The 11,352-nt window shown below is 35.9% G+C and carries 13 protein-coding genes; 1 reads left to right on the top strand and 12 read right to left on the bottom strand.

What is annotated here, in order from left to right:
• Window positions 1-6: 6 nt before the first annotated feature.
• The 12 genes from OEZ61_RS01280 to OEZ61_RS01225 form a co-directional block, all read right to left on the bottom strand.
• Entirely contained in the window at window positions 7-1,716 is a 1,710-nt protein-coding gene (locus tag OEZ61_RS01280; RefSeq protein ID WP_290046691.1) for a proline--tRNA ligase, read from the bottom strand.
• Window positions 1,717-1,738: 22 nt separating this feature from the next.
• Window positions 1,739-3,010 carry an RIP metalloprotease RseP gene (gene rseP / locus OEZ61_RS01275; RefSeq protein WP_290046689.1) on the bottom strand — a complete coding sequence of 424 codons (1,272 nt, stop codon included), beginning with the start codon at window positions 3,008-3,010 and terminating at the stop codon, window positions 1,739-1,741.
• Between the two features lie 19 nt (window positions 3,011-3,029).
• Window positions 3,030-3,818 carry a phosphatidate cytidylyltransferase gene (locus tag OEZ61_RS01270; protein ID WP_290046688.1) on the bottom strand — a complete coding sequence of 263 codons (789 nt, stop codon included), beginning with the start codon at window positions 3,816-3,818 and terminating at the stop codon, window positions 3,030-3,032.
• 15 nt (window positions 3,819-3,833) lie between these two features.
• Complete coding sequence (locus OEZ61_RS01265; protein ID WP_053792787.1) at window positions 3,834-4,592, bottom strand: isoprenyl transferase; 759 nt, start codon at window positions 4,590-4,592, stop codon at window positions 3,834-3,836.
• A 68-nt stretch (window positions 4,593-4,660) separates the two neighbouring features.
• A complete protein-coding gene (locus OEZ61_RS01260) occupies window positions 4,661-5,059 on the bottom strand; it encodes a hypothetical protein (protein WP_034531688.1) in 399 nt (132 codons plus the stop codon).
• Between the two features lie 22 nt (window positions 5,060-5,081).
• Window positions 5,082-5,645, bottom strand: a complete 564-nt coding sequence (frr, locus tag OEZ61_RS01255) for a ribosome recycling factor (RefSeq protein WP_034531690.1) — start codon at window positions 5,643-5,645, stop codon at window positions 5,082-5,084.
• A 3-nt stretch (window positions 5,646-5,648) separates the two neighbouring features.
• A complete protein-coding gene (gene pyrH / locus OEZ61_RS01250) occupies window positions 5,649-6,371 on the bottom strand; it encodes a UMP kinase (protein WP_034531692.1) in 723 nt (240 codons plus the stop codon).
• A 133-nt stretch (window positions 6,372-6,504) separates the two neighbouring features.
• Window positions 6,505-7,380 carry a translation elongation factor Ts gene (gene tsf / locus OEZ61_RS01245; protein WP_034531694.1) on the bottom strand — a complete coding sequence of 292 codons (876 nt, stop codon included), beginning with the start codon at window positions 7,378-7,380 and terminating at the stop codon, window positions 6,505-6,507.
• 113 nt (window positions 7,381-7,493) lie between these two features.
• On the bottom strand, window positions 7,494-8,240 hold the full coding sequence (gene rpsB / locus OEZ61_RS01240) for a 30S ribosomal protein S2 (protein ID WP_034533994.1): 747 nt from the start codon (window positions 8,238-8,240) through the stop codon (window positions 7,494-7,496).
• A gap of 159 nt (window positions 8,241-8,399) precedes the next feature.
• Window positions 8,400-9,398, bottom strand: coding sequence for a D-2-hydroxyacid dehydrogenase (locus tag OEZ61_RS01235; protein ID WP_290046685.1), 999 nt, complete (start codon window positions 9,396-9,398; stop codon window positions 8,400-8,402).
• 59 nt (window positions 9,399-9,457) lie between these two features.
• Window positions 9,458-9,742 (bottom strand): GIY-YIG nuclease family protein, encoded by a 285-nt coding sequence (locus OEZ61_RS01230; RefSeq protein WP_034531703.1) that lies wholly within the window; start codon window positions 9,740-9,742, stop codon window positions 9,458-9,460.
• Window positions 9,732-10,484: a tRNA1(Val) (adenine(37)-N6)-methyltransferase gene (locus OEZ61_RS01225; protein WP_290046684.1), complete on the bottom strand. Its 753-nt coding sequence runs from the start codon at window positions 10,482-10,484 to the stop codon at window positions 9,732-9,734. Before OEZ61_RS01225 ends, OEZ61_RS01230 begins: the two co-directional genes overlap by 11 nt.
• An 86-nt stretch (window positions 10,485-10,570) precedes the next feature.
• Here OEZ61_RS01225 and OEZ61_RS01220 point away from each other — a divergent pair, with 86 nt between their 5' ends.
• Window positions 10,571-11,194 carry a 1-acyl-sn-glycerol-3-phosphate acyltransferase gene (locus OEZ61_RS01220; RefSeq protein ID WP_034531706.1) on the top strand — a complete coding sequence of 208 codons (624 nt, stop codon included), beginning with the start codon at window positions 10,571-10,573 and terminating at the stop codon, window positions 11,192-11,194.
• Window positions 11,195-11,352 lie beyond the last annotated feature (158 nt).

Raw genomic sequence — 11,352 nt, 5'->3', positions numbered from 1 at the left:
CCTTTTTTATTTCAAATCTTTAAGTAAGATTTTTACAGTGTTAACAACTTCTTCTTGCTTAACTTCAACAGTTTCGCCAGTTTTTCTAATCTTAATTTCTACGATTCCTTCACTAGCCTTCTTACCAACAGTAACTCTGATTGGTAATCCAATTAGATCTGAATCGGCAAACTTAACTCCGGCTCTTTCTTTTCTGTCATCAGTTAAAACATCAAAGCCTTCATCCTTAAGTTCTTTTTCAATACCATCAGCAACACTAACTTGAGTTTCATCCTTTGTGTTAACAGGAATCAAGTGAATGTCGAATGGTGAAATTGACTTAGGCCAAATTAAACCATTGTCATCAGCTTGTTGTTCAGCAATAGCAGTTAGTAATCTACTAATACCGATACCGTAACAACCCATTACAACTGGTTTTTGACGACCATTTTCATCCAAGACGTTTGCATCTAAGTCCTTTGAGTATCTAGTTCCTAGCTTAAAGATATGAGCGATTTCGATACCACGAGTGAACTTCAATACACCTGAACCGTCTGGTGAGATTTCACCTTCTTCAACTTCTCTAAAGTCACCGTAAGTAACGTTTTCAAAGTCACGTTCTGGGTTAACGTTAGCAAAGTGGTAACCGTCTTCGTTGGCACCAGCAAATGCATTAGTCATATCTTTAACGTAGTTATCTGCTAATACCGTTACAGATTCATCTAGGTTAAATGGACCAACGTATCCTCTTGATGTGTTAGTAAATTCTTTGATTTGTTCATCGTTTGCCAAGTCAAAGAATGAAGCACCAAGTTGACCCTTAACCTTAACGTCGTTAACTTCGTGATCACCTCTAACTAGAACCATAACTGGTTTTTCGTCAGCAATGAATAGAACACTCTTAATAACGTTAGAAGCATCTGTGTCTAACAGTTTCACATCATCTTCGATTGATTTTACGTTTGGAGTACTAATCTTTTCTAACTCTTTTTGAGTTTCGTTAGACTTTTCAGGTACGTACATGCTCTTAGCCATTTCAAGGTTAGCAGCATATTCGCTATCGTCTGAGTAAACGATGGTATCTTCACCAACAGCAGCTGGTGCAGAGAATTCAATTGAATCTGAACCACCCATGGCTCCACCATCACCAATGATAGTACGGTAATCTAAACCAACTTGGTCGAAAATCTTACGGTAAGCATCTTCCATTTGGTTATAGATACGATCTAGGTCCGCATCATCAATTGAGAATGAGTAACCGTCTTTCATGATAAATTCACGTCCACGTAGTAAACCGTTTCTTGGACGTTCTTCATCTCTATATTTTGGTTGAATTTGGTATAACACTAAAGGAAGTTTTTTATATGACTTAACTGAGTCACGAATGATTTCTGTGTAAGTTTCTTCGTGAGTTGGTCCTAGAATGAAATCAGTGTCATGTCTGTTCTTTAGCTTAAATAAAGCTGGACCGTAAGTTTGTAATCTTCCTGATTTTTCCCAAAGCTCTGCAGGTAATACTGCCGGCATAAGAGTTTCATTCGCGTCGATTTCGTCCATTTCCTTACGAATGATGTTTTCAATTTTTGAAATTACTTTGTATGCCAAAGGCAAGTATGCGTAGATCCCTGCTGAAATTTGCTTAATGTATCCAGCTCTTAACATTAACTTATGACTAAGAGCTTCAGCACCCTTTGGCGCTTCTTTTAGCGTTGGGATTAACATTTTTGATTGCTTCATAAAAATCTCCTTAAATATGTTCTTAATGGATAAAGTATCTTTGAATGTCGTTAATTGTTACTAGTAGCATTAATACAACTAAGAATGCAAAACCAATAAGGGTAACAATTGTTTCAACTTTTTCAGAAGTTGGTTTTCTTCTAACGGCCTCAATTATGTTCATTAATATTTTACCACCATCTAGGACCGGAATTGGAATTAAATTCATAATCGCCAAGTTAATTGATAAGAATGCGATAAAGTAAACAACTCCTTGTAGTCCCAACTTAGTAGCTTGTGATGTGGAAGCATAGATTGCAACCGGTCCACCTAAGTCATTTAAACTAAAGTGACCAGATACCATGTAAGCTAATTCTGACACAAGTTGCTTAGTCATGTTCCATGTTCTGGTAAAACCAGAGAATAGCTTGGTTGTAAAACTAGAATCGACCGTATTGCCAATTCCAATTAATCCATATTTTTTTCCATTGTTCTTTTGTGATTCAGTGGTTAATTTAATTATTTTTACTTGACCATTTCGTTTAACAACTAAGGTTACCTTTTGATCAGGTCTAGCTTGAATTGCTGAACTTAATTCATTCCAATTGTCGGTCTTTTGATTATCCACTTGAACAATTCTGTCACCATTCTTAATTCCAGCCTCCCTTGCAACGGAATTTCCTTGAATTGGAGTAACTGTATTTTGATTTGAAGCTACCCCACCTTGCATGAATGTCAAGATTGTAAATGCAACAATTGCTAAAATCACGTTATTCACAATTCCAGCAGCGTTGGTTAATAACTTTTTGAATACTGGTGCATTTTGGAATTGAACATCTTCAGGTGCAATTTGGACCTTTGTTCCGTCGTGTTCAACCATTAGCGCATCGTGATTTACTTTAAATCGCTTAACCTCTTCATTGTTATCTTGGTAACCTTCGATAAATAACTCGTGTTCAAGATCAACGTTTGAAACCTCAAGAGGTAACCCATCTATAGTCTTTTGCTTTTGACTGGTATTAATTAAAATAACTTCATTTTGTTCATTAAATTTAAGTGTAACTGGAGTACCAGGATCTAGTTCCTGTGAATCGTTATCGGCAATCCCAGCCATTCGAACATATCCACCTAGAGGAAGAATACGAATTGTATACGTGGTTTGATTGTGACGATAAAAGAAAATCTTCGGACCCATTCCAATAGAAAATTCTCTAACCATTATTCCTGATCTTTTTGCAACGATAAAGTGGCCAAATTCATGAACAAACACTAAAATTCCAAAAACAACAACGAAAGCTAGTATTGTGATAATCAATTAAATCACTCCTTTACATCTAAATAATGCCAAATAGGTGAAGAAGTGGCAAAACAAATAGTAAACTATCAAATCTATCTAAAATTCCACCGTGTCCAGGTAAAATTTTTCCAGAATCTTTAACTTGGTAGTATCTCTTAAGAGCTGATTCAACTAAATCACCAAATTGACCAGCAATTGATAATACAAGAGTTACGATAACAGCAACAAGTAGTGATGTATGACCAACTGAGAAGTAGTACATCCATGCAGTAGCAATGATAGTTGCTAATAATGATCCACAGATTGAACCTTCCCATGTCTTATTAGGACTTACATGTGGAGCTAGCTTGTGTTTACCGAATTTCTTACCGAAAATGTATGCACCTGAGTCGGTTAACCAAACGATAAATAGTGCGTAGAACAACACTGTAATTCCAACATGTCTAGCAGCAATAAAGTAATGGAAACCCATTCCAATGTATAACATTGCTAGTGTGATTACACCGGCATCATCAAATGAAAAAATGTTCTTAGTAACAACATTTCTTAACATCAATAGCATTACTACTAAATAGAACAAAAAGTTAACTGATAGAAATGATGGTAGATCATTAAACCAGTCGCTTGGCGCAATTAATAAAGTTACACCAATAAATGATAAGATTGCTTCTGGTGAAATTACTAACTTTTTCTTCATGATTAGTACTTCAGACATCGCAACAATTCCTAAAGCAATTGCTCCAATTTGAATAAAAATGCCACCCAATAAAACTATTGGCACAAATAATAATAAGGCAATAATTGCCGTTAATACTCTTGTTTTCATAATAATCTCCTAATGTTACTTGTTTTTTAATCCCCCAAAACGACGATGACGTCCTTGGAATTTAGCAATACAATTCATTAAATCTTCTTTAGTGTAGTCAGGCCACTTAGTGTCGTCAAATACGAATTCACTGTAAGCAACTTGCCATAATAAGAAGTTAGATAATCTTTCTTCCCCACTTGTTCTAATTAATAAATCTGGGTTAGCAAATTCACCAAGTGATGAAGTCATTAGATTATCACTAACAACGTCCTTATTAATGTCGTCGACGTTTAAACTACCGTCAGATACCCTTTGAGCAATTTTTTGAACGGCAGTAACGATTTCATCTTGACTTCCATAGTTTAAAGCAAAATTCAAAATCATTCCATCGCATTCCTTGGTATCCTCAATGGCATCATTGATAGCTTTTTGTGTAGATTCAGGTAATTGATCTACATATCCCATAACGTTAACTTTAACGTTATTCTTTACTAAATCAGGAACAAAAGTAGAGAAAAATTTCTCTGGTAAGTCCATCAAGTAGTTAACTTCTTGATCCGGACGTTTCCAGTTTTCGGTAGAAAAGGCGTACAAAGTTAATGCCTTCACACCTAAATCACTAGCTGCTTTTGTAATGTCCTTTACCACATTCATTCCCTTTTTATGTCCAGCAATTCTTGGCAAATGTCTTTGTTGGGCCCATCTTCCATTTCCATCCATGATAATGGCAATATGTTTGGGAATATTATTGTAGTCAAGTTCTGTGGTAGTTTTCTTCTTAAACTTAAACATATATACCTCGCCTATTAATACAAATAAAGGATGAGAAACAATCCTCATCCCACATTTGTAAAGTTATTTTATTGGATTAATCTCCATTCGCCACGTTTAGCTTCTACTAAAGTTTCGAAATATTTTAATAATTGGTTAGCGTCGTTTGGACTATGTTCACCTAAAAGATTTAATCCTTCACCCGTAGGAATTGGATCACTTAAATCTGTAATTTCAGTTTCATTTTCAATTGTTGCTTCAGTAAATGCAACAATCCAATCATCTTCAATTAATTGTGAAACCACAAAAAAGATGTTGAAATCGTCAGTAACATATACCGGCATAACATAGATTCCATCTTGAATTTCTTCAAGTTGATTACCATTGTAAGACAATGCTTGCTTGGTATCATCGTTCATACTTTCAGATAGTTTGAAAACCATCTTATTGAATTCCTCTGTACCTGGTGTAACTTCTTGTTCTTGCATGGTGACATCCCCTTTTATTAGTTTATCCGTTTAGTACTTCCTTTTCTTTGGCAGCAATAACGTCATCTAAATCTTTGATTTGTGAATCTGTCAACTTTTGAACTTTGTCTTCTAGTGCGTGAGTTTCATCATCTGTAAAGTCATCGTTCTTGTTACCCTTCTTTACAGCGTCCATAGCTTCACGACGTACATTTCTAATAGCGACTTTACCTTGTTCACCGGCAGCCTTAACCTTCTTAGAAATTTCTTTTCTACGTTCTTCAGTTAGTTGTGGAACAACTAAACGAATGTTATCACCATCGTTAGCTGGGTTAATACCAATATCAGCTTCAAGGATTCCCTTTTCAATATCATCTAGAGCTGATTTGTCATATGGAGTAACCATAATAACTCTAGCTTCAGGAACAGTGATTGAAGCAATTTGGTTTAATGGTGTTGGTGCACCATAGTATTCAGCAGTAACACCGTTTAATAGACTGGCGTTAGCACGACCTGCTCTAATACTTGCTAATTCTTGTCTTAATGATGCAATTGACTTTTGCATCTTTTCTTTTGCTGTATCTAAAATTTCATTTTGAGTTGCCATACTTTATTTCCCCTTAACTGTAGTTCCGATTTTTTCACCCTTAACAACTTTTTCAATGTTGCCAGATTCATTTAAGTTAAACACTACTAATGGAATATCATTATCCATTGATAATGAACTTGCTGTAGTATCCATTACTTGTAGGTTCTTGTTAATGATATCCATTTGAGTTAATTCATCAAATTTAACAGCATTTGGATCCTTGTTAGGATCAGCTGAGTAAATACCATCAACTCCGTTTTTAGCCATTAAAATAGCATCTGCATGTACTTCAGCAGCACGTAAAGCAGCAGTTGTATCTGTTGAGAAGAATGGGTTACCTGTTCCACCAGAGAAGATAACAACACGATTCTTTTCAAGATGACGAACTGCCTTTCTACGAATATATGGTTCAGCAATTTGTCTCATTTCGATTGAGGTTTGAACTCTTGTTGGAACACCAAGTGATTCTAAGTTTTCTTGTAATGCTAAACCGTTCATAACAGTTGCTAACATTCCAATGTAATCAGCTTGTGTTCTTTCCATGCCCATTTTTGAACCAGATACTCCACGCCACATGTTACCGCCACCGACAACAATAGCAATTTGAATTCCTAGTTCGTAAACATTTTTTACTTCTTGCGCAATTTTCTTGATTACAGGTGGGTTAATACCGTGACCTTCATCACCAGCAAGTGCTTCACCACTTAGCTTTAAAACAATACGCTTATATTTTAAGTCAGACATCGAATTTCCTCCATTACATGATCGTTAGTTTAATTTTAGCATAATATGAAATTTAAAAACAGTTTATAACTGCAATTATTTAATTATAAATATGTATAAAAAAAGGATACGTATCCGCATCCTTTTTCATTAATTATTTGATTTGTGAGTTAACTTCGTCAGCAAAGTTAGTTTCTTCTTTTTCAATACCTTCACCGACTTCATAACGAACAAAGGCCTTTAGTTGACCGCCGTTTTCCTTAACGTATTCAGCAACAGTCTTGTCTGAGTCCATAACGAATTCTTGGTCAGCCAAACTAATTTCAGCAAGGAACTTGTTTAGACGACCTTCAACCATCTTTTCAACGATGTTTTCAGGCTTGCCTTCTTGTAGGGCTTCCTTCTTTAGTTCTTCTCTTTCAGCTTCTAGTCTGTCTTGAGGAACATCGTTTCTATCTAGGTATTCTGGCTTAGTAGCAGCAATGTGCATTGCAACGTGCTTAGCAACAGTTTCGTCAACACCTTGGATTTGAACTAAGGCACCAATTAGACCTTGGTTGTGTAGGTAGTGACCAAAGCTTTCGTCATCGTTCTTAGTTAAAACAACGAAACGACGTAGAGTGATCTTTTCACCAGTAATTTGAGTAGTGTTAATGATCTTGTCGTTAATAGTTTCACCATCAACGTCAAGTGCTAAAGCAGCTTCAACATCAGCTGGCTTAGCTTCAACAATCTTAGCTGCAATTAAATCAATTAGGTTTTTGAAGTCATCGTTACCTGAAACGAAGTCAGTTTCAGCGTTAACTTCAACGATAGCAGCATCGTTACCATGAGTAACAACACGAGTTAAACCAGCAGCGGCAACACGGTCACTCTTCTTTTCAGCTTTTGCGATACCCTTTTCACGTAAGTATTCTAGAGCTTTCTTTTCGTCACCATCTGAAGCAACTAAAGCTTTCTTAGCATCCATCATACCTACACTTGTCTTTTCACGTAATTCTTTTACTTGAGCAGCAGTAATCTTTGCCATTGTTATGGCCTCCTTAAGTTTTATATTAAAAAAGGCCGACTCATCCCAGGCCTTATCGGTCCAAAAACATGAGTCAGCCTAAGTGTTCAAACAAAATCAATATTTAAAAAATATTACTTGTCTTCACTTTCATTTTCATCTTTAGTGTCTTCGAATGTGCTTTCGCTAACATTTTCTTCACCTTGGTTACCTTCAATGATAGCGTCAGCCATCTTAGCAGTAATTAGACGAACGGCACGAATAGCGTCATCGTTTGATGGGATAATAACATCAACGTCATCTGGGTCAGTGTTAGTATCAACCATAGCAACGATAGGAATGTTTAACTTGTGAGCTTCGTGAACAGCGATTTGTTCTTTACGAGGGTCAACGATGAACATAACATCTGGAATCTTAGGCATGTCTTCGATACCACCAAGGAATTTTTCAAGCTTGTCAGTCTTCTTCTTTAGAAGAGCAACTTCCTTCTTAGGTAGTCTTTCGAAAGTACCATCTTCAGCCATCTTCTTAAGATCCTTTAGGTACTTGATACGGCTTTGAATAGTGTCCCAGTTAGTTAAAGTTCCACCTAACCAACGGTGGTTAACGTAGTATTGACCTGCACGTACAGCTTCTTCTTGGATTGAGTCTTGAGCTTGCTTCTTAGTACCAACGAATAGTACAGTAGCGCCCTTAGCAGCTTCATCCTTCATAAAGTTGTATGCTGAATCGATCATCTTAACAGTCTTTTGTAAGTCGATGATGTAGATTCCGTTACGTTGGGTAAAGATGTATTTCTTCATCTTAGGGTTCCAACGACGAGTTTGGTGACCGAAGTGGACACCAGCTTCTAGTAATTGTTTCATAGAAATAACAGCCATGTTAATAGCCCTCCAAAAATAGTTTTTTCCTCCCCGTCAATCTATCAATCCAGAAACTATCAAGAAATAGCACTATCTGAGTTGTCATGACAGGTGTGAATTGGTAATAAATACCGAATATTATTGTATATTAAACTCCAATATTTATCAAGCTAAATATTACAATTTAACAATCTTATCTGATTTACCTGTGTTGATAAGGTCTCTGTTAGCATCCAATGATAGTGTAACCATGTTTCTAACCGCTGTTTCAGTGTAGAAAGCAATGTGTGGAGTAATCAAAACATTGTCTCTGCTCATTAGGTTCTTTAGACGATCATCTGAAATATCATCGAAACTATCAAAGTTAGCATTGAAGACACCTACTTCTGATTCATAGGTATCCAAAGCAGCACCTGCTAGTTTACCTGAATCTAAAGCCTTGATTAATGCATCAGTATCAATTAGTGAACCACGAGCAGCGTTAATAATGTATGAACCATCTTTCATTTCTGATAAAGTCTTGTCGTTTACCATGTGTTCATTTTCCTTAACGGCTGGTGCGTGTAATGAAATGATATCAGATTGTTTGTATAAATCGTCTGGAGTATCAACGTAGATACCTTGTTTTTCTAGTTCAGGGTTTCTGAATGGATCATATGCAATCACTTTTGCGCCGAATCCACGACAGATATCAACTAATACGTGACCAATACGACCTGTTCCGAAAACACCAACGGTCTTTGAATTTAATTCTTGACCAATTTCAGGAGCCCATCTTAAGTCACCTGAACGTTGCTTGTCTTCAAAACGTTTTGTATTTCTTAGTAATCTCATAATTTCAGTAATTGCTAGTTCAGCAATTGCGTTTGGAGAATATGCTGGAACATTTGTTACAGTAATTCCATTTGCTTTTGCAGCATCAGCATCAACGTTATCTACCCCAACATTTCTTAGTGATAGGTACTTGATGTTAAAACTACCTAATTTATCTAAAATTTCTTTAGTGTATGGTTTTTGTTGGTAAGCAACCACACCATCAAATCCATTAGCTTCTTCAACAGTTGATGAATCAAGTAATTTGGTTTCAACCTTTACTTCTACTTCCGGATTTTTTTGTTCCCATTCTTTTAAATATGGCATTTCATCATTTCTGATTCCATAAGCAATAATTTTCAATACAAAAACCTCCAAATATTCATCGTTACAGTTAGAATTATAACACTTAACTCCGTGTCTTAAAGGCTTAGACCGTATTTAGATAAATTTACCCCATTTTCATTTAGGTATTCTAACTTCTTTACTCTACTTTGATGTTTAAAATGATACTCGGCACTCAAAGCATCATGTTTATTGTCAAAGCTCTCGGAGTATATCATTTCGACTGGTAAATGATTGCGAGTGTACTTAGCACCCTTTCCGCTTTGGTGTTGTTCTAATCGATGTTTCAAATCGGTCGTGTATCCACCATATAGTGAATCATCCCCGCACTTTAAAACATACATATAAAACTTATTCTCCATATAAAATCTTCCTTACAAAACCTGTATATTCTTTTGAATTATCTTTATAAACAAAAATTGGTGGTAGTACCTTGGTTCCACCATTCTTCCCCGCTTTAATTCCTTCAACTAGAATCATGTTTGATTCCTTTCCCTCACGTGGATAAATGTATTGAATCCTTTTTGGCATTACGTTGTGAGATTGCATGGCATCAAATAGTTCTAGCATCCGATCAGGACGGTATACGAAGAACGCTTTAGCGTTTGTCTTTAAAAGTCCCTCACAGACGGTTAGGATTTTGTCTAGATTAGTTGTGATTTCATGTCTAGCAATTGCTAAATATGGATTTGGATTTTTCTTACTATCCTCTAAATCTGGGAAATAAGGTGGATTACAAGTTATCACGTCAACAGAATCCTTTTGAACATAATCAAATGTATTATCAAGGTCATCGTTTATCACGGACAACTTGTCATCTAAGTTATTTAGACTAACACTACGTTTTGCCATATCAGCCAGCTTATCTTGTAGTTCGATTTCGTAAATATGCCCATTGGTTTTATGTGACATAAATAACCCAACTGCACCATTGCCGGCACACAAATCGACAGTCTTTGAAGCACTCTTCTTCGGCAACCTAGCAAAGTCTGCTAAAAGTACCGCATCCAATGAGAATGAGAACACTTCGGGATTTTGAATTATCTTTATATCATTACTATATAGTTGATCTATTCTTTCGTTTTCCTTTAAAACATCGTCCACTTGAATATTCCACCTTATTTTTTTCTTGCATAAATCAATAATAATAGAATACTATTAAATAATAAAGTACGAGAGGAGTTTATTTAATGTATTCTTTTTTAAAGTTCTTATGTAGAATCATTTTATATCCAATTAACGGAATGCCTAAGTTTGAAAACAAACAAAGAATTCCGGAAGGCAATTACATATTAGTTGCACCGCACCGTACATGGTTTGATCCATTGTACTTTGCCCTAGCAGCAAGTCCTAAAGAATTTGCTTTCATCGCTAAAAAGGAGCTATTCAAAAATCCACTTTTAGCATACGTATTAAGACATGCAAACGTATTAAGTGTTGATCGTGAAAATCCCGGCCCATCAGTAATCAAGGAACCTGTTAAGATTCTTCAAAACTCTGACAAGTCACTAATCATTTTCCCTTCAGGAACTAGACATTCTCAAGCACTAAAAGGTGGCGCTACTTTAATCGCCAAGCTTTCTAAAGCACCTTTACTTCCAGCTGTTTACCAAGGTCCACTTACATTTAAGAGTTTGTTCTCACGTAAGAAAGCTGTCATCAACTTTGGTGACCCTATCTACTTGGACAAATCAATCAAGCTAAACGAAGAAGGTCAAAAAGCAGTCGAACAACAAATGCAAGATGCTTTCGATAAGTTAGATAAAGAAATCAACCCTGACTTTAAGTACGTTGACCCATCTTCAGAAAAATAAGCAATAAAAAAAGACTTAATCTTTGAATTAAGTTGAACTGAACCCCTTGAGTTGGAGAAATCTAACCTAAGGGGTTCTTTTATGTTTTCTAAAGAATTAAAATTAGCTGCCATTAAAGATTATTATAATGGTTTAGGATTTACAAAAATTATTAATAA

The sequence above is a fragment of the Apilactobacillus sp. EABW-1NA genome, assembly GCF_030398685.1.
GTDB lineage: Bacteria > Bacillota > Bacilli > Lactobacillales > Lactobacillaceae > Apilactobacillus > Apilactobacillus waqarii.
Note: the sequence above shows the minus strand (reverse complement) of the source record. Positions and strands in the feature narration are given on the sequence as shown.

Excerpts from the sequence above, each read along its gene's own strand:
- rpsB (WP_034533994.1), bottom strand. The coding sequence starts at position 8,240 with ATGGCTGTTATTTCTATGAAACAATTACTAGAAGCTGGTGTCCACTTC.
- frr (WP_034531690.1), bottom strand. The coding sequence starts at position 5,645 with ATGGCAACTCAAAATGAAATTTTAGATACAGCAAAAGAAAAGATGCAA.
- tsf (WP_034531694.1), bottom strand. The coding sequence starts at position 7,380 with ATGGCAAAGATTACTGCTGCTCAAGTAAAAGAATTACGTGAAAAGACA.
- OEZ61_RS01220 (WP_034531706.1), top strand. The coding sequence starts at position 10,571 with ATGTATTCTTTTTTAAAGTTCTTATGTAGAATCATTTTATATCCAATT.
- OEZ61_RS01230 (WP_034531703.1), bottom strand. The coding sequence starts at position 9,742 with ATGGAGAATAAGTTTTATATGTATGTTTTAAAGTGCGGGGATGATTCA.
- pyrH (WP_034531692.1), bottom strand. The coding sequence starts at position 6,371 with ATGTCTGACTTAAAATATAAGCGTATTGTTTTAAAGCTAAGTGGTGAA.
- OEZ61_RS01270 (WP_290046688.1), bottom strand. The coding sequence starts at position 3,818 with ATGAAAACAAGAGTATTAACGGCAATTATTGCCTTATTATTATTTGTG.
- OEZ61_RS01260 (WP_034531688.1), bottom strand. The coding sequence starts at position 5,059 with ATGCAAGAACAAGAAGTTACACCAGGTACAGAGGAATTCAATAAGATG.
- OEZ61_RS01265 (WP_053792787.1), bottom strand. The coding sequence starts at position 4,592 with ATGTTTAAGTTTAAGAAGAAAACTACCACAGAACTTGACTACAATAAT.
- OEZ61_RS01280 (WP_290046691.1), bottom strand. The coding sequence starts at position 1,716 with ATGAAGCAATCAAAAATGTTAATCCCAACGCTAAAAGAAGCGCCAAAG.